At 73.1% G+C, this 17,485-nt stretch carries 16 protein-coding genes and 2 pseudogenes; 8 read left to right on the top strand and 10 right to left on the bottom strand.

The features are described from left to right. Window positions 1–15 precede the first annotated feature (15 nt). Together MCBG_RS28055 and MCBG_RS28050 are read right to left on the bottom strand one after the other, a co-directional pair. Window positions 16–564 (bottom strand): PIN domain-containing protein, encoded by a 549-nt coding sequence (locus MCBG_RS28055; RefSeq protein WP_043329330.1) that lies wholly within the window; start codon window positions 562–564, stop codon window positions 16–18. Between the two features lie 11 nt (window positions 565–575). Next, window positions 576–1,046 carry a helix-turn-helix domain-containing protein gene (locus MCBG_RS28050; protein WP_043331068.1) on the bottom strand — a complete coding sequence of 157 codons (471 nt, stop codon included), beginning with the start codon at window positions 1,044–1,046 and terminating at the stop codon, window positions 576–578. A gap of 124 nt (window positions 1,047–1,170) precedes the next feature. Between MCBG_RS28050 and MCBG_RS28045 the strand changes: the two genes are divergently transcribed. Further along, complete coding sequence (locus tag MCBG_RS28045; RefSeq protein WP_043329328.1) at window positions 1,171–2,070, top strand: TIGR01777 family oxidoreductase; 900 nt, start codon at window positions 1,171–1,173, stop codon at window positions 2,068–2,070. A 28-nt stretch (window positions 2,071–2,098) separates the two neighbouring features. Here the strand turns inward: MCBG_RS28045 and MCBG_RS28040 are convergent, their stop codons facing one another. Beyond that, a complete protein-coding gene (locus tag MCBG_RS28040) occupies window positions 2,099–3,334 on the bottom strand; it encodes an extracellular catalytic domain type 1 short-chain-length polyhydroxyalkanoate depolymerase (protein WP_043329327.1) in 1,236 nt (411 codons plus the stop codon). Window positions 3,335–3,508: 174 nt separating this feature from the next. Here MCBG_RS28040 and MCBG_RS28035 point away from each other — a divergent pair. The 3 genes and pseudogenes from MCBG_RS28035 to MCBG_RS28025 all read left to right on the top strand — a co-directional run bounded on the left by MCBG_RS28035 (window position 3,509) and on the right by MCBG_RS28025 (window position 6,430). Beyond that, a pseudogene (locus MCBG_RS28035) lies at window positions 3,509–5,321 on the top strand (DUF2079 domain-containing protein). A gap of 69 nt (window positions 5,322–5,390) precedes the next feature. Beyond that, window positions 5,391–6,032, top strand: coding sequence for a lipoyl(octanoyl) transferase LipB (gene lipB / locus MCBG_RS28030; protein WP_043329324.1), 642 nt, complete (start codon window positions 5,391–5,393; stop codon window positions 6,030–6,032). A 5-nt stretch (window positions 6,033–6,037) separates the two neighbouring features. Beyond that, on the top strand, window positions 6,038–6,430 hold the full coding sequence (locus MCBG_RS28025; protein WP_043329322.1) for a VOC family protein: 393 nt from the start codon (window positions 6,038–6,040) through the stop codon (window positions 6,428–6,430). Window positions 6,431–6,930: 500 nt separating this feature from the next. On the opposite strand, the gene aspS is transcribed toward MCBG_RS28025, so the two are convergent. After that, window positions 6,931–8,217, bottom strand: a complete 1,287-nt coding sequence (aspS, locus tag MCBG_RS28020; protein WP_043331067.1) for an aspartate--tRNA(Asn) ligase — start codon at window positions 8,215–8,217, stop codon at window positions 6,931–6,933. 357 nt (window positions 8,218–8,574) lie between these two features. On the opposite strand from aspS, the gene lipA reads away from it, so the two are divergent. Together lipA and MCBG_RS28010 are read left to right on the top strand one after the other, a co-directional pair. Continuing rightward, the gene (lipA, locus tag MCBG_RS28015; protein ID WP_166456624.1) at window positions 8,575–9,621 is read left to right on the top strand and encodes a lipoyl synthase; all 1,047 of its coding nucleotides are present in this window, start codon (window positions 8,575–8,577) and stop codon (window positions 9,619–9,621) included. 60 nt (window positions 9,622–9,681) lie between these two features. Beyond that, window positions 9,682–11,322: a DUF423 domain-containing protein gene (locus MCBG_RS28010; protein ID WP_051611591.1), complete on the top strand. Its 1,641-nt coding sequence runs from the start codon at window positions 9,682–9,684 to the stop codon at window positions 11,320–11,322. Here MCBG_RS28010 and MCBG_RS34465 read toward each other — a convergent pair. The 5 genes and pseudogenes from MCBG_RS34465 to MCBG_RS33235 all read right to left on the bottom strand — a co-directional run bounded on the left by MCBG_RS34465 (window position 11,304) and on the right by MCBG_RS33235 (window position 14,464). Then, complete coding sequence (locus MCBG_RS34465) at window positions 11,304–12,047, bottom strand: helix-turn-helix transcriptional regulator (protein WP_043329321.1); 744 nt, start codon at window positions 12,045–12,047, stop codon at window positions 11,304–11,306. The genes MCBG_RS28010 and MCBG_RS34465 overlap by 19 nt on opposite strands. Before the next feature lie 190 nt (window positions 12,048–12,237). Further along, a complete protein-coding gene (locus MCBG_RS34460; protein WP_043329319.1) occupies window positions 12,238–12,435 on the bottom strand; it encodes a hypothetical protein in 198 nt (65 codons plus the stop codon). 3 nt (window positions 12,436–12,438) lie between these two features. Further along, on the bottom strand, window positions 12,439–13,350 hold the full coding sequence (locus tag MCBG_RS34455; RefSeq protein ID WP_223201480.1) for a hypothetical protein: 912 nt from the start codon (window positions 13,348–13,350) through the stop codon (window positions 12,439–12,441). Between the two features lie 380 nt (window positions 13,351–13,730). Further along, window positions 13,731–14,234, bottom strand: a pseudogene (locus MCBG_RS34450) (ATP-binding protein); the annotation flags it as partial. A gap of 59 nt (window positions 14,235–14,293) precedes the next feature. After that, window positions 14,294–14,464: a hypothetical protein gene (locus tag MCBG_RS33235; RefSeq protein ID WP_166456627.1), complete on the bottom strand. Its 171-nt coding sequence runs from the start codon at window positions 14,462–14,464 to the stop codon at window positions 14,294–14,296. 215 nt (window positions 14,465–14,679) lie between these two features. Here MCBG_RS33235 and MCBG_RS27990 point away from each other — a divergent pair, with 215 nt between their 5' ends. Further along, window positions 14,680–15,369 carry a DUF4191 domain-containing protein gene (locus tag MCBG_RS27990; protein WP_043329318.1) on the top strand — a complete coding sequence of 230 codons (690 nt, stop codon included), beginning with the start codon at window positions 14,680–14,682 and terminating at the stop codon, window positions 15,367–15,369. Window positions 15,370–15,429: 60 nt separating this feature from the next. Here the strand turns inward: MCBG_RS27990 and MCBG_RS27985 are convergent, their stop codons facing one another. Continuing rightward, window positions 15,430–15,831 carry an RDD family protein gene (locus MCBG_RS27985; protein ID WP_043329315.1) on the bottom strand — a complete coding sequence of 134 codons (402 nt, stop codon included), beginning with the start codon at window positions 15,829–15,831 and terminating at the stop codon, window positions 15,430–15,432. 183 nt (window positions 15,832–16,014) lie between these two features. Here MCBG_RS27985 and glnA point away from each other — a divergent pair, with 183 nt between their 5' ends. After that, window positions 16,015–17,439: a type I glutamate--ammonia ligase gene (glnA, locus tag MCBG_RS27980; protein WP_043329312.1), complete on the top strand. Its 1,425-nt coding sequence runs from the start codon at window positions 16,015–16,017 to the stop codon at window positions 17,437–17,439. Window positions 17,440–17,485 lie beyond the last annotated feature (46 nt).

Raw genomic sequence — 17,485 nt, 5'->3', positions numbered from 1 at the left:
CGCGGGGGGGCCGCCTCAGAGGTGCCGGCGGACCTCCGCGGCGAACCGGGGCAGGCCGGTGCGTCCCAGCAGTACGAGCAGACCCGGTACGGTCGTCGGCTCCCTGCGGTAGGCGGCCGCCTGGCGGTGCAGGACGTCCAGTGTCTGCCCCGGGTAGAGGTCCAGCTGGTCGAGCAGGAAGTCGTCCGGGTGCATCGCCACGATGTCGAAGGACTTGAGCGACGCCTCGGGAAAATCACCGACGTTGAACGTGACCAGCACTTCCGCGTTCGCCCGGACGGCGGCAGCCAGCACGTGCCGGTCCTTGGGATCGTTGGACATGCCGTCGATGAGCGACTCGTACCCGCTGACCATGGCGTCCGGGAACGCCTCGGACATCTGGCCGATCCGGCGGTCGACCCGCTCCTCCGCGATGCCTCGTGCGATCAGGTTGCGTCGCAGCTCGTCAAGGACGTCCCTGGACCAGAGGGGCCGGTAGGCGGCGACCTCGGCCAGCCGCAGCAGGGTGTCGCAGAGATGCGCCGGGTAGAGGACGCAGGTGTCGAGAAAAGCCGGGAACGCCACTCAGGTCACGCTCATCTCGTCCTGCGCGGTGTGGCCGTCGCGTCGTACAGGCCGTCTTCCTCGGCTTCGGCGGTCATCCGGTCGAGCGTCCGGCGGCGTGCCTGCCGGGTCCGCTCCTGGTAGTCGAGAACGTCCCGGAGCATGACTCGCCGGTGACGGCCGCGCATCGTGTGCGGCATCTCGCCCTCGGACAGCAACCGGACCAGCGTGGGCCGGGAGATGTTGAGCAGGTCTGCCGCCTCCTGGGTCGTCAGCATCGTGTTGTGCGGTGCGATGGAGATCGCAAGCCCTTCGGACAGTGCCGTCACCACGTCCCGCAGCACTCCGTACAACTCGTCGGGGATCTCGATCTCGGACCCGTCCGGCCCGACCAGCCTGGCCCGCGCACGACCGCTGGCGCTCCGCAGTTCGTGCACGAACCGGGCCAGCTCAGCCGGGTCGTCCGGAGGAAGGACGGTACGTTCACGCAGCGCGCTGCTCATGACCACAAGGGTATCGCTATTCGAAAAAAACGCAACACGTTCAGCGCGCGTGACGGGTGGGCGTGACGAGTGAGTGATTTCGCTCCACGCATCCGAATAGCGCCGCGTACTCGAAGATGTGAGCATGCGGATCCTCATGGCCGGCGCGTCCGGTTTCCTCGGCACCCGACTGGTCGACTGCCTCACCGCGGACGGCCACCAGGTCACCCGCCTGGTCCGCCGCCCACCACGCACACCCGCCGAGCGCCAGTGGAACCCGTCCGCCGCGCAGCTGGACCCGCAGTGCGTCGCCGAGGCGGACGCGGTGGTGAACCTGGCCGGGGCCGGGGTGGGCGACAAGCGCTGGAACGACGAGTACCGGAAGCTGATCCGGACCAGCCGCGTGGACAGCACCACCACGCTCGCCATCACGATCGCCGGTCTGCCCGCCGCGGACCGGCCCGCGGTGCTGCTGAACTCCTCGGCGGTCGGCTGGTACGGCAACACCGGTGACCGCGCGGTCACCGAGGAGGCGCCGGCTGGTGAGGGGTTCCTCGCCGACGTCTGCCGGGTGTGGGAGGCCGCGACCCGGCCGGCCGAGGACGCGGGCGTACGGGTGGTGCGGCTGCGTACCGGACTGCCGCTGCACCGCGACGGCGGCCTGCTCAAGCCGCAGCTGCTGCCGTTCCGGCTCGGCGTCGGCGGCAAGCTGGGCAACGGGCGGCAGTGGCTGCCGTGGATCTCGATGCGGGACTGGCTGAACGCGGCGACGTTCCTGCTCGACCGCGACGACGTGGCGGGCCCGGTCAACGTGGTCGGCCCGGCGCCGGTCACCAACGCCGAGTTCACCCGGGAACTTGCCCGTCAGCTGCACCGCCCCGCGATCATGCCGATCCCGGCGGTGGCGCTGAAGGTGGTGCTGGGCGGCTTCTCGCAGGAGGCGCTCACCAGCACCCGGGTGCTGCCGGGCGTACTCGACAAGTCCGGCTTTCCCTGGACGCATCCGGACCTGCCGGGCGCGCTGCGCGCCGCCCTCACGGAGTGAGCCCGCGAGGGCGGCGCGGCGTGGCCGTTCAGCAGCCGATCACCCAGTACGCGGGCCCGGTCTGCTTGAGCGTGCTCGTGTAGAAGGTGTTGTAGAGGCCCATCCGCTGCCCGCTGCCCAGCGCGTAGGCGTACCCGCCGGACTGGTAGGCCCGCCCGGCCACCACGTGCGCGTAGTTGCTGGCGGTGACGCAGACCGGCGCGCCGGTCGGCGATGGCGTGGGCGAGGGTGACGCGGTGGGCGTGGGTGACGCGGTCGCCGTCGGGGTCGGGCTCGGCGAGGCGCCGCCACCGCCGAGCCCGAAGAAGAGCGCGTCCCGGTACGTCGAACAGATGGTGTCCAGGAAGTACGCCCCGGCGGTGCCGCACTGGTCCGCGCCGGTACCCGGGTCGACGGGGGTGCCGTGGCCCATGCCGGAGACCCGGTAGAGGCGGACCTGGTCGTTGCCGTAGACCTCCAGGCTCGTGCCGGACGGCAGCGTGGACGTGCTGGTCGGGGTGGTCGACAGGCCCAGCACGTTCGTCCACTGGTCCCGGGACTCGGCGGCGTTCGCGGTCGCCACAGTGGTGTCGCTGGTGCCGTGCCAGATCGCCACCCGGGGCCGCTTGCCGGTGTAGCCGGCGTACGCGCCGCGGACCAGGTCGCCCCACTGGGCCGGGGTCTTGTCCACACCCGGGTTCATGCAGCTGAACGCGGTGACGGTGCTGGTCGCGCAGCGGTACGGGATGCCGGCGATGATCGAGCCGCCGGCGAAGACGTCCGGGTAGGCGGCGAGCATGGCCGCGCTCATCGCGCCGCCGGCGGAGAGGCCGCTGACGTACACGCGGGCGCCGTCGGTGCCGTAGGTGGTCCTGGCGTAGTCGACCATCTGTTTGATCGACAGCGCCTCGCCCTGGCCGCGGGCGGTGTCACCGGTCTCGAACCAGTTGAAGCAGGAGTTGGCGTTGTTGCCGCTGGGCTGCTGCGGCGCGATGAGCGTGAACTTCCACTGGTCGGCGTACTTCTGCCAGCCGGAGTTGGCGACGTAGGTCGAGGCGTTCTGCACGCACCCGTGCAGCAGCACCACGGCGGGCGCGCCGGCCGGCAGGCCGTCCGGGCGGTACGCGTACATGGTCAGGTTTCCGGGGTTGGAGCCGAAGCCGGTGACCTGGGTGAGCGAGGCGGCCTGGGCGGGAAGGGCGGCGACCAGCGCGGTGGCCGCGGCCAGCACGACCCCGGCCGCCGCCCCGGCGACGCGGGCGATGAGGGATGAGGAGCGGGGCACGGGAACCTCCCGATCGTGGAATGTGAACTGAGTCACCTCCGGGTTGCCGCGACGTTACGGCTGTGTTTCGTCACACCGGAATGGCCGCCGCTCACACATTCACGACCGCCGAAGTGTGCGGGTGAGTTTCGTGTCCGGGCGGTCTGCCCAGGTCCGGTTGGTAACGTCCGCTGCGTGCCGTCCTCCCCGTTCCTGGCCACCGGGCCGTCGACGACCCGCGTCCGTGACCGGCGGGCCGACCTGCTGGTGACGCTCGCCGCGCTGGCCCTGGCCTTCTGGGTCACCAGCGGCATGTGGCGTGATCCGAACAGCCGTGCCATCACCGTCAACTCCAGCGACCAGGCGCTGTTCGAGTGGCTGCTGGCGTTCGGCGGGCACGCGCTCACCCACGGGGAGAACCCGCTCTACACCACGCTGATCAACGTCCCGGACGGGGTGAACCTCGCGGTGAACACCTCGATCACCGTGTACGCGGCGGTCTTCGCGCCGCTGACGTACCTGATCGGGCCGCCCGCGACGTTCCTGGTGATCCTCACGCTCAACCTCGCCGCCACCGCGGTGGCCTGGTACTGGCTGCTGAGCCGGTACCTGGTGCGCAGCCGGCTGGCCGCCGGTGTGGGGGCGCTGTTCATCGCCTTCTGCCCGGCGATGGTGTCGCACGCCAACGCGCACCTGAACTGGACCGCCGGCTGGCTGGTGCCGCTGCTGATCTGGGGCGTGTTCCGGCTGCGCCGCCCCGGCCGCGCGGTCACCGGCGGGATCGTGCTCGGGCTGCTGGTGGCGGCCGCGTTCTCGATCGCCGCCGAAGGGCTGTTCTTCACCGCGCTGGCGCTCGGCGTGTTCCTCGCCGTCTGGGCGCTGCACCCGGCCCGGTGGCCGGAGGCACGCGCCGCGCTGCCCCGGATGGCGGCCGGGCTCGGAGTCACCGCGCTCGTCGCCGGAGCGCTGCTGGCGTACCCGCTCTGGCTGCACTTCCTCGGGCCGCAGCGGTTCCACGGCACCGGCTTCGATCCGCTGATCCACTCCGAGGACATCGCCGCGTACGGGTCGTACCCGCGCCGGTCGCTGGCCGGCTGGGCCGGGTGGGGCACCTCGCTGGCGCCCAACCCGACGGAGGAGAACTCGTTCTTCGGCGTACCGCTGCTCGTGCTCGGCCTGGCCCTGCTTCGCGCTGCTGTGGTGGCGCGCGGACCGGGCGTTCCGGGCCACCCTCGCGGCGCTCGGGGTGACCGCGGTGGTCTTCGCGGTGCTGTCGTGGGGGCCGACTGTGAAGTGGAACGGCCGCCGCTTCGAGCAGACGCTGCCGTTCGGGGTGCTGGACAACCTGCCGGTGATCAACGCGGCGCTGCCGTCCCGGCTGGCCCTTGTCGTCGCGCCGGTGATCGGCCTGCTGCTGGCGTACGCGATCGACTCGCTGCGCGCCCGGCCGCCCCGGCGCCGCGCCGTCGGCGTGGCCTGGGCGCTCGGGTTCGTCGCCGCGCTGCTGCCGCTGGTGCCGACGCCACTGCTGACCAGCGTCCGCGAACCGATCCCGGCGTTCATCACCAGTGGCGCCTGGCAGCGCTACGTCCCGCCCGACGGGGTGCTGACCCCGCTGCCGCTGACCGTCGACGTGTACCCGGACGGGCAGCGCTGGCAGGCGTACGCGCTGGCCCACCGGCAGGGTGAGTTCCGCATCCCGGCCGGGTTCTTCCTCGGGCCGGGCGGGCCGGAGGGCCGGGGCCGGATCGGGCCGGTGCCGCGCACCTTCGACTCACTGATGGACCAGGCCGGCCGGACCGGGCTGGTGCCGATCATCACCGACGGCAGCATCCGCGAGTCCCGGGCGGACCTGCGCCACTGGGGCGTGCGGGCGGTGGTGCTGCCGGACCGGGTGCACGGCGCGAAGTACGACGTCGACGAGGACGCGCTGCGGCGTACCGCCACCGCGCTGCTCGGCGAGCCGGAGCGGGTGGAGGACGTCTGGCTGTGGCGGGTGCCGGACTGACCGCCACCTCGGCCCGATGGCGACGAGGCTCACGGGTCCGGTTCCCGGGGGCGGGACTAGGCTGGACGGGTGAGCGTGACGACTTCCGGGCTGACCGCCGTCCGCGCCGGCCTGCTCGACTACCAGGCCGCCTGGGACGAGCAGCGCCGGCTGCACGAGGCGGTGGTGGCCGGCGAGCAGGGCGACACGGTGCTGCTGCTGGAGCACCCCAGCGTCTACACCGCCGGCAAGCGCACCGAGCCGTGGGACCGCCCGATGGACGGCACCCCGGTGGTGGACGTGGACCGCGGCGGGAAGATCACCTGGCACGGTCCGGGGCAGCTCGTCGGCTACCCGATCGTCCGGCTGCCCGACCCGGTCGACGTGGTCGCGTACGTCCGCCGCACCGAGCAGCTGCTGATCGACGTGTGCGCCGAGTTCGGGCTGGCCGCCGGCCGAGTCGAGGGGCGCTCCGGCGTGTGGGTGCCGGAGGACGACAGGGGCCCGGCCCGCAAGGTGGCCGCCATCGGCATCCGGGTGGCCCGCGGCGTCACGCTGCACGGCTTCTCCGTCAACTGCGACTGCGACCTCGGCTTCTTCGACCGGATCGTGCCCTGCGGCATCCGCGACGCCGGGGTCACATCGCTGACCGCCGAGCTGGGCCGGCCGATCACCGTCGCCGACGTGCTGCCGGTGGTCGAGCGACACCTGCCGACGCTGACGCAGGTCTGAGCCCCGTGCGGCTCGACCTGGTCACGCTCGTCGTCGCCGAGTACGACCCGGCGATCGCGTTCTTCACCGAGGTGCTCGGGTTCGAGCTGGCCGAGGACAAGCCCTCGCTGACGAACGACGGCCGGCCCAAGCGCTGGGTGGTCGTACGCCCGCCGGGCGGTGGCACCGGCCTGCTGCTGGCCCGCGCCGACGGTGAGCACCAGGCCGGTGCGGTGGGCGACCAGACCCACGGCCGGGTGGGTTTCTTCCTCCAGGTCGACGACTTCGAGGCGGTGTACCGCCGGATGGCCGACGCGGGGGTCGAGTTCGTCCGGCCGCCCCGCACCGAGCCGTACGGCCGGGTCGCGGTCTTCCGCGACATCGCCGGCAACCTCTGGGACCTGCTCGGCCCGGCCTGACCGCCCGGTCCGGCCGATCGGTCCGGATCGCCGTCCGCCCAGAACCGCCGCTCGCCCAGCCCCCACCCCGCCATCGGTCACGGTGAGTGACAACGCCGCGTCCGCGGCATGTGACCTCCCGCCGACTTTGCTCTGCAGCCAGATCCGCAACGATCACGCCCGGTCGACCGTTGCGCTCGTGGCTGCAGAGCAAAGGGCGCAGACACCCTTCCCTCCCTCCGGACGGCAGTCCGCCATAACCCCAGCTCAGCGCAATCCGCCGACGCCGAGGGCCTCTCGACCGCCCCGCAACAACCCTCACCGAGAGTGACCACTAGGCCGAGCGATCTCTCGTCACGCTCAGTGGCAGATCCGAACCGATTCCGGAGGTCGGCGGCGAGACCGCCGGCCCGATGCCGAGCCCGCGCCCGCCATCGGGGTCGGAACCGGGACCGGGACCGGCTAGGAGCGAGCCCGCCGCCGCGGACCGGCACGGAGCAAGCCGCGCGAGGGCGCAGCCGTCAGGGCGTGAGGCGGTGCAGGTCGCGCGGGAAGGCGGTCACCTCCCGGACGTTCGCCGCGCCCGTCAGCCGCGCGACGAACCGCTCCAGCCCGATCGCGAACCCGCCGTGCGGCGGCATGCCGTGCCGGAACGCGTCCACGTACCCGGCGTACGGCTCGACCGGCTCGCCGCGCGCCGCCAGCGCGGCCAGGTAGTCGGCGTGCCGGTGCAGCCGCTGCCCGCCGGTGACCAACTCCACGCCGCGGAACAGCAGGTCGAAACCGTTCGAGTACGCGGGCCGCGCCGGGTCCGGATGGGTGTAGAAGGGGCGCTTCGCCATCGGATAGCCGGTGACGAAGAGAAAGTCGCTGCCGTGCTCGCGGAGCGCCCACTCCCCCAGCGCCCGCTCGTGCGCCGGGGCCAGATCGGGTTCGGAAGGTGGCGCGCCGGCGATCGTCAACGCCTCGGTGAAGTGCACCGCCGGGATCTCGGCCGGCACCTCCGGCACCGTCACGCCGAGCGTGGCCAGCGCACCGTCCGCCCGGTCGGCGACTGCCGCCACCATCCCGGCCAGGGTGTCCCGCAGCACCGCCATCACGTCCCGGTGGTCGGCCACGAACCCCAGCTCGACGTCGAGCGACGTGTACTGGGCCAGGTGCCGCGCGGTGTCGTGCGGCTCGGCGCGGAACACCGGCCCCACCTCGTACACCCGCTCGAAGACGCCGACCATGAGCTGCTTGTAGAACTGCGGCGACTGGGCCAGGTAGGCGGGACGGCCGAACCAGTCCAGCGCGAACACGTTCGCCCCGCTCTCGGTGGACGAGGCGACCACCTTCGGCGTGTGCACCTCGACGAAGCCCTGCCCGTCGAGCGTGGCCCGGAAGCCGGACACGGCCGCCGCCGAGATCCGCAGCGCGGCGGATCGGCTCGGGTGCCGCAGCGCGACCGGCGCGTGGTCGAGCTGGGTGGACAGGCCGGCCGTGAGCACCGGCCGGTACAGGTCGAACGGGGGCGGGACGGCGGGCGGCCCGAGCGGACGTACCGTCGGCTCGACGATCTCGACCCCGGCGGGCGCGGCCGGGTTCGCGACCACCGTGCCGACCACCTCGACGACCGTCTCCTCGGTGAGCGCCTCGACCTGCGCGCGCACGGCGGGCGCGGTGACCACCACCTGGGCGAGCCCGCCGCCGTCGCGGAGGACCAGGAAGGCCACCGACTTGAGCAGCCGGCGGCGGTGGACCCAGCCGGCAAGGCGCACGGTGGCGCCCACATGGGCGGGGAGTTGGGAGGACAGGATGCGTTGCACGACGACTACCTCCTTGACCAATCGCAACGCGATCCCCAGGGAGATGTGGGCGAGCGGGAACCTCGCGGTGCCACCACACCTTCGCCCCCGCCGGGGCGGGAGCCTCGTTCGTCGCCTTTTCACCGGGGCCGGCCGGGCGGGCTCTACTGGGCGCACAGGCGCTGTTCTTCCCGCAGCTCGGGAGGGTCTTCACGGCCCGGCGCCAGACCGCCTCGCAGCAACCGGCGGCTCTCTCGACTGGCGGATCGGTCCGTTACTCGGCTCCGTCACAGCTCTGCCCGGCACGCTAGCACCGGGCGCCTCGCGGTGTGACCGGGATTTTTGGCCCTTCGTGTCCGGTGTCACAGCGATTCCGGGGTGACGGCCGTCGCCCGCCGTTCATCGACCGGCGCCGACCGGCGTACGCTCGGTTTTGTGACGATCGAGCAATCCGCGCCGACGACTGAGCAGCCCGCGCGCCCCGCGACGGTCGCCCCGGAGGGGCGGCGCATGCTGCGGATCGAGGCACGCAACGCCGAGACGCCGATCGAGCGCAAGCCGCCGTGGATCAAGGTCAAGGCCAAGATGGGCCCGGAGTACACCCAGTTGCGCGGGCTCGTCTCGCGCGAGGGGCTGCACACCGTGTGCCAGGAGGCCGGCTGCCCCAACATCTACGAGTGCTGGGAGGACCGGGAGGCCACCTTCCTCATCGGTGGTGACCAGTGCACCCGGCGCTGCGACTTCTGTCAGATCGACACCGGAAAGCCGGCCGAGTTCGACGCCGACGAGCCGCGGCGCGTCGCCGAGTCGGTCGCCGCGATGGGTCTGCGTTACGCGACCATCACCGGTGTCGCCCGCGACGACCTGCCCGACGGTGGCGCCTGGCTCTACGCCGAGACGGTCCGGCAGATCCACGCGCTGCAGTCCGGCTGCGGTGTCGAGCTGCTGATCCCCGACTTCAACGCCGTACCCGAGCAGCTCGCCGAGGTGTTCGGCTCGCGGCCCGAGGTGCTGGCCCACAACGTGGAGACGGTGCCGCGCATCTTCAAGCGGATCCGCCCAGCGTTCCGCTACGAGCGTTCGCTCGACGTGATCCGCCAGGCCCGCGCCGACGGCCTGGTCACCAAGAGCAACCTGATCCTGGGCATGGGCGAGGAGCGCGCCGAGGTGTCCCAGGCGCTGCGCGACCTGCACGAGGCGGGCTGTGAGCTGATCACCATCACGCAGTACCTGCGCCCCTCCCCCCGGCACCACCCGGTCACCCGCTGGGTCAAGCCGGAGGAGTTCGTCGAGCTGCGCGAGGAGGCCGAGGAGATCGGCTTCGCGGGCGTGATGAGCGGCCCGCTGGTCCGTTCGTCGTACCGCGCGGGCCGCCTCTACCAGCAGGCGCTCGACGCCCGCCGGGAGGTCGTCGCCGCCGGCTGAGGCCGGCCGTCGACCGCGTCACCCGCCGCCGGCCACCCGCCGGATGCCATGATCACAGGCATGACCGCCGGGGTACGCGAGGAGCCACGCGAGACCGTGCGCTCCCGTACGCCCCGGCGGCTGCCGTTGCCGACGCTGCTCGCCGTGCTCGTCGGGTTCGCCGCTGTGGGCTACCGGCTGGCGCTGCTGTTCGCCGACGTGCCGCCCACCAACAGCGACGAGGCGACGATGGGGCTGGCCGCCCTGCACATCGCCCGGGGCGACGGCTTCCCGGTGTGGTTCTACGGCCAGGCGTACATGGGCACGCTGGAGGCGTACCTGGCCGCGCCGCTGATCGCGCTGGCCGGACCGTCGGTGCTCGTGCTGCGGCTGCCCACGCTGGCGCTGTACGCGCTGTTCCTGCTGCTGTCCTGGCGACTGACCCGGCGGCTCGGCGGTGACCGCTGGTACGCCCTGCTGGTCGTCGCCGTGCTGGCGCTCGGCGCGGATCGGGTGGTGAAGAACCAGCTGATCGCCGGTGGCGGTTATCCGGAGCTGAACCCGGCCGGCGCGGCGCTGGCGCTGCTCACCGTCGGGCTCTGCGTGACCGGGCCGGGTGCGCGGCTGCCCCGCTGGGCGGCCTGGGGACTGATCGCCGGGGTGCTGCTCTGGGTGGACCCGCTGATCCTGCCGTACGTGCTGACGCTCGGCGCGCTGCTCGTGGCGTGGCGCTGGCGGGAACTGGCCGGGCGGGCCGGCGTGGTGCTGGCCGGGGCGCTGCTGCTGGGTACCGCGCCGATGCTCGTGGACAGCCTTCGGCACGGCCGCAACCCGGTGAGCGCGGTGCTGGCAGCGGGCGGTACGGGCGCTGCCGCGGACTGGGCGGATCGACTGCACGGCGGGCTGGTGCTCGGGCCGCCGCTGGCGATGGGCTTCTGCTCGCCCGGCCGGTGCGCCACCTGGCAGCTCTGGTGGGCTGTCGCGTTCCCGGTGCTGTTGCTGCTCGCCGCGTTCACCGCGTGGCACACCCTGCGCCGTGCCGGCGGCGGTCCCCGCTCGGCGGAGCGGGTGTCGGCCGGGGTGCGGCTGGCGCTGCTCGGCGGCGCGGCCGGGGTCCTCGCCGCCTACGCGGTCAGCAACGCGGCCGGGCGGACGCCGATCGAGAGCAGCCGGTACCTGTCGTGCCTGGCGGTCGCGGTGCCCGCCCTGCTCTGGCCACTGTGGCAGGCCGCCCGCCCACTCGCCGAGGTGGAGTCGATCAAGGCGACCGGCCGGCGGGCGGCCTGGGCTAGGGCCCGGGTGGCGGGTGTCGGGGCGGTGGCGGTGCTCGCAGGTGTGCTCGGAACCGGCGCGGCGACCACAGTGGAGGTGATCCGGGCGGCCCCGGCCGTGCACGCCGAGGCGGACCGGCACCGCTCGCTCGTGGACACGCTCGGCGCGCTCGGCGTCCGGCACGTGCGCGGCGGCTACTGGACGTGCAACCGGCTCACCTACGCCACCGGCGAGAACGTGCTCTGCGCCGTGGTCGAGGACGATCTGCGCCCCGGATTCGACCGGCTGCCCGCGTACCGGCGGGAGGTGGCCGCCGACCCGGACGCCGCCTGGGTGGCGCTCGCCGGCTCGCCGCTGGCCGCCCGGCTGGACGCGCGCCTCGGCCCCGAACCCGGCGCGCTCGACGTCGTCACGGTCGCCGGCTGGCGGATCTACCTGCCACGCCGCTGACGCAGGCCCGGTGGCGGGTCGAGCAGACCGAGGCGGTGGGCCAGCGCGGCGGCCTCCACCCGGTTGGTCACGTCCAGCTTGGCGATGATCCGGGACACGTGCACGCTCGCCGTCTTCGGCGAGATGAACAGCCGCTCGGCGATGCGGCTGTTGCTGTGCCCCTCGGCCACCAGCCGCAGCACCTCCCGTTCCCGGCTGGTCAGCAGGTCCGGCCCGGGTCGCCCGGTGCCGCGCAGCCCGACCCGGCGGGCCAGCGTCGCCGCCTGCTCGCCCAGCGGGGTGGCGCCCAGCCGGGCGGCCACCTCGACCGTCTCCCGTACCGCGGCGGCCACGTCGTCCCGCTCGCCCGCCGCGGCGGCCGCCTCGGCCAGCCCGAGCAGCGCCCGGCCCAGCGGGTACGGCTGCCCGGCCGTCCGCCACGCCGCCACCGCCGCCCGCCACTGCGCGAGCGCCCCGGCGGGACCGGTGGGCGCGAGCCCGGCCAGGACTGCCGTGACGTGCGCCGCGTACGCCTGTTCGGCCGGGTACCGGGCGGGCAGCGCGGCGGCCCTCGTGGACACGTCGGCGGCGAGCGTCGCGTCACCGGTCAGCGCGGCGGTACGCGCCACCGCGCCGAGCACCGGCCAGCCCTCGCGCGGCAGGTCGGCCAGGTGCGGGTCGGCCAGGGCGGCGCGCGCCGCGCGTACCGCTTCCAGCTTGTCGTCGGCGGCGAGCGCGGCCTCCACGCGCAGCTCGTGCAGCGGCAGCCGGTGGTTGGGCCACAGGTAGGGGCGGCTGAGGAACGCCAGCGCCCGCCCGACGACCTCGTCGGCGGCGGGGTGGGCGCGGGCCAGGTGCAGCCCGGCGCGCAGTTGCAGCCAGTGCAGACCGGAGACGCCCGGCGGGTCGATGCGGGCCGCCTCGGCGCAGGTGGCGTCACGCCTCGTCCCAGCGGCCCAGCGCGATCAGCGCCTCGGCCCGTTTCGACAGCAGGTACGCCCCGATCGAGCGGCCTGATGCCGACCCGGGCGCGCCTCGCTCACCCCGGCCGCGGCCGCCTGCTCGGACTCGTCGTAGCGGCCCAGCCTCGTAGAGCACGTCGGAGAGGAAGACCAGCGCGCTGACCAGGGCCACGAGTCACCGGCGGCACGGGCCCGCGCCTCGACCGGCGCAGCTCGGCCAGCCCGCGCTCCGGCGTGCCGTCGAGGCGGTGCAGCAGGGCGATCCGGGTGGCAGCAGCACCAGGTCGCCGACCTCGGACGCGCCGGCCGCGGCTTCGGCGGCCACCGTGGCGGCCTCGCGCGGGTCGACCTTCATCAGGTGCGACGCGATGTCGGCCAGCACGGCGAACCGTTCCGGGCCGTCGGGGGCGCGGGCCGCCAGCCGGTACGCCTCGCGCAGCTCGGCCGCGCCGTCGCTCTTGCCGAGCAGCGCGAACAGCCGGCCCCGGTGGTCGAGCAGGCGGGCGGCGCGCAGCGGTTCGGCGTCGGAGTCGACCTCGGCCAGCGCGGCCCGGGTGAGCGTGAGCGCGCGGCTGAGGTCACCGGCGGTGACCGCGGCGATGAGCGTGTCCTCCAGTACCCGCAGGTGGTCCATGCCGAGCCGGTCCGCGGCGTCGGGCACCTGCTCCCACAGTTCGAGGACGCGCTCCAGCAGCCGGCTCTGCTCGGCGTACGCGTACCGTTCGGCGGCTGCCTCGGCGGCGACCCGGGCGGCGGTGAGCGCGCGCGGGTGGTCGTGCGCCGCGTACCAGTGGTGGGCGATCTCGGCCGGCGCGCGACCGGCGGCGACCAGGTGGGGTTGGGCCTCGATCGCGGCGGCGTACCGGGCGTGCAGCCGGGCGTGCTCGCCGGGCAGCAGGTCGTCGTGCACCGCCTCGCGGACCAGCGCGTGCCGGAACTCGTAGTCGCCGTCCGGGTCGGCCACCACGAGCTGACCGGCGACGGCGGCGCGCAGCGCGTCCTCCAGTTCGGCCTCGGGCAGGCCGGCCACCTCGGCGAGCAGCTGGTGGGCGAAGCGGGTGCCGCCGGCGGCGGCGATCCGCAGCACCGCTGGGCCGGCTCGGGCAGCCGGTCGACGCGGGCCAGCAGCAGGTCGCGCAGCGTCTCCGGGATGGTGGCGCAGCCGACCGGGCCACCGGCGGCGGCCAGCTCCTCGATGAAGAACGGGTTGCCCTGGGTGCGTTCGTGCACGTCGTCCACGGTCCGGGCGAACTGCTCGACACCGAGCAGGTCGGCGAGCACGGCGGCGGTGCCGTCGCGGTCGAGGCGGCCCAGCTCGATCCGGTCCACGCCGCGGACCCGGTCCAGCTCGGCGAGGAACGGCCGCAGGGGGTGCCCGCGGTGCAGCTCGTCGGTGCGGTACGTGCAGACCACCAGCAGGCGGGTGGCGCGGGCGGCCCGCACCAGGAAGCCGATCAGGTCGCGGGTGGAGCGGTCGGCCCAGTGCAGGTCCTCGATCACCAGCACCAGCGGGCGTTCCTCGGCGATGCGCCGGAACAGGTCGGCGACCAGGTCGAACAGGTAGCCGCGCGGGGTGTCGGCGAGGGCCGGCCCGGCGGGCGCGGCGACGCCTGCGGGCATCCGGGCCAGCTCGGGCAGCAGCCGGGCGAACTCCGCCTCGTAGCCGGCGAAGGCGGCCGGCCCGTCGTGGCGCAGCACGTCGCGCAGCGCGGCCGCGAACGGGGCGAACGGCAGGCCGGCCTCGCCCAGTTCCAGGCACTGGCCGACCAGCAGCCGCGCCCCGGCGGTGTGGACGTGCGTGCCGAACTCCTCCAGCAGCCGGGTCTTGCCGACCCCGGCCTCGCCGCCGACGAGCACGGTCGTCGGGTCGCCGGACCGCGCCCGGGCCAGCGCGTCGCCGAGCACTGTCAGCTCGGGCCGGCGGCCGACGAGAACGGTGCTGGCGGCGCGTACTGTCACGCCGTCGAGCATGCCACGGCCCCCCGACGGCCCGGCCTGGCCGATCGGGGGGTGGACGGCCGCCGGCGCGGTCACCGGCGGGCGTCGGTGATGCGGGCGTGGTGCTGTCGGCGGCTCAGCCAGCCGCGCGGGTGCCGTCGGGGCAGCGACCGGGCCAGCCGGTCCTGCGCCGCGTCGGCCTGCAGTTCGGAGGCGTGGCTGCGGTGGATGCTGAGGATGAACTCCGCGTCGTTGCCGAACATGTCGGATCTCCCTGTCGTGGGTCTGTCGTCGCTGTCGAGATCCACTTTTCGCGCGAAGGTGCCCCCGGCACATGGGTACGCCGCCTGATCTTTGCCCCCGCCGCCTCCTTACCTGAGGGCCGACGAGGGGCCGCGCGGCCGTAAGGTACTCAGCCCGCTCCGGAAGAGGCGGCCACGGATCAACGTGACGTGCGCCGACCACTAGACTCTGCGGCATGGCAAAGCCCCAGGAGAAGGTCTCGTTCGGCCAGCGGCTGAAGCAGATCGGGATGGTGTTCCGGTTCACCGCCAAGCAGGACAAGTGGTTCGCGCCGCTGACGGCGGCGGCGGTGCTGATCCCGCTCGCGCTCACCGTGGTCGCGGTGATCGCCTGGGGCTGGATCTGGTTGCCGATCGGCATCCTGCTCGCCCTGCTGGCCGTGCTGATCGTGCTCAACCTGCGCTCCAACAAGGCGATGATGAACGCCGCCGAGGGGCAGCCGGGCGCGGCGGCGCAGATCATGGAGAGCATGCGCGGCGACTGGCGGGTCACCCCGGCGGTCAGTTCCACCACGCAGATGGACATGGTGCACCTGGTGGTGGGCCGCCAGGGCGTGATCCTGCTGGCCGAGGGGAACCCGCAGCGTGTGCGTGGCCTGCTCGGCCAGGAGAAGCGCCGGCTGGCGAAGGTGATCGGCACGGCGCCGCTGCACGACTACGTGATCGGGCAGGGCGAGGGTGAGCTGCCGGTCCGCAAGCTGCGGATGACGCTGATGCGGCTGCCCCGCGCCCTGTCCCCGAAGGACGTCAACGCGCTCGACAAGCGGCTCAAGGCGCTGACCGCGCGGCCGCAGATGCCCAAGGGCGCGGTCCCGAAGAACATGCGGCCGCCGCGTGGCGCGTTCCGGCAGACCCGGGGTCGCTGACTTCCGGCGTACGCGATAAGGAGCCGGTCCCGTGCGGGGCCGGCTCCTTTCTTGTGCGGGTCAGCGGCGCGGCGCGTCGGTGACGACGGCGCCGGCGAGCCGGTCGTGCAGGCCGCGCTTGTGCTCGTCCATGAGCAGGGCCGGCACGACGAGGGCCAGCAGGAGTCCGCGCAGCAGCCCGCGGAGCAGCCCGATCCGGCCGCCGTCGGCCCAGGCGACGCAGCGCAGCCGGGTCAGGTACATGCCGGGGGTCTGGGCGAACAGGCCGATGAAGAAGCCGTACTCCAGGATCAGCACCAGGACCGGCGGCCAGCCGTCGCGGACCGGGTCGGAGAAGGCCCGGGCGACCATCAGGCACAGCACCCAGTCGATGATCAGGGCGCCGAATCGGCGGCCGAGGCTGGGCGGGGTGAAAGCGGGGTCGGCGGCGGGCGGCACCGGTGTGGCGGCGGTATCGGTCACAGCGGCCAGGGTAGCGCCGCCGCAACCCCTGACGAAAAATCCGACATTCGCCACCAGAGCGTGTCGGAGTGACGCTCCGCAAGCGACGTAACACGGCGGAAACAGACGAGACACGGCCGGGCAACCCCCCGGCCATAGCGTCGCCAGTAGTTAGCTACCGGAGTGGACCTGCCAGGAGGACGTGTGTTCGCCAATTCCGAGGAACTCCTGCGATACCTCGCCAACGAGGACGTGAAGTTCGTCGACGTACGTTTCTGTGACCTGCCCGGCGTGATGCAGCACTTCAACCTGCCGGTCGAGTCGTTCGACGACAGCGTGTTCACCGACGGCCTCGCCTTCGACGGCTCCTCGATCCGCGGGTTCCAGGCCATCCACGAGTCCGACATGCTCCTGCTGCCGGACGTCGCCACCGCCTTCATCGACCCGTTCCGCACGCAGAAGACCCTCGCGCTGAACTTCTTCATCCACGACCCGTTCACCCGCGAGGCCTACTCCCGCGACCCCCGCAACGTCGCCAAGAAGGCCGAGGCCTACCTCGCCGCCAGCGGCATCGCCGACACCGCCTACTTCGGCGCCGAAGCCGAGTTCTACATCTTCGACTCCATCCGCCACGAAACCTCCGCCCACCAGTCGTTCTACTACATCGACTCGATCGAGGGCGCCTGGAACAGCGGCCGGATCGAAGAGGGCGGCAACCGCGGCTACAAGACCGCCTACAAGGGCGGCTACTTCCCGGTGCCCCCGGTGGACCACTACGCCGACCTGCGTGACCGGATCGTGCGGCGCCTCGTCGACGGTGGCTTCACCGTCGAGCGCTCGCACCACGAGGTCGGCACCGCCGGCCAGTCGGAGATCAACTACAAGTTCTCCACGCTGCTGCACGCCGCCGACCAGCTCCAGCTGTTCAAGTACATCGTCAAGAACGAGACCTGGGCCGCCGGCAAGACCGCCACGTTCATGCCCAAGCCGCTGTTCGGCGACAACGGCTCCGGCATGCACACCCACCAGAGCCTCTGGCGCGGCGGCGAGCCGCTGTTCTACGACGAGACCGGCTACGCCGGCCTGTCCGACACCGCCCGCTGGTACATCGGCGGCCTCCTGCACCACGCCCCCTCGCTGCTCGCCTTCACCAACCCGACGGTGAACTCCTACCGTCGTCTGGTACCCGGCTTCGAGGCGCCGGTGAACCTGGTCTACTCGCAGCGCAACCGCTCCGCGTGCACCCGCATCCCGGTCACCGGCAGCAACCCGAAGGCCAAGCGCGTCGAGTTCCGGGTGCCGGACCCGTCCAGCAACCCGTACCTGGCGTTCTCGGCGATGATGATGGCCGGCCTGGACGGCATCAAGAACAAGATCGAGCCGCCGGCGCCGATCGACAAGGACCTGTACGACCTCCCGCCGGAGGAGTGGGGCGACGTCAAGCAGGTCCCGGGCTCGCTGCCGGAGGTGCTCACCGCGCTCGAGGCCGACCACGACTACCTGCTCGACGGCGGCGTGTTCACGCCGGACCTGATCTCGACCTGGGTCGAGTGGAAGCGGGCCAACGAGGTCGACCCGGTGCGCCTGCGCCCGACCCCGCACGAGTTCGCGATGTACTTCGACTGCTGAGCACGCTCGTCAGCACCGGCCGGGCCGGCTCCGCGATGGCGGAGCC

The organism is Micromonospora sp. M42 (assembly GCF_000568915.1).
GTDB lineage: Bacteria > Actinomycetota > Actinomycetes > Mycobacteriales > Micromonosporaceae > Micromonospora > Micromonospora chalcea.
The sequence above is the reverse complement of the archived record's forward strand: the minus strand, read 5'-3'. Positions and strand labels throughout refer to the sequence as shown.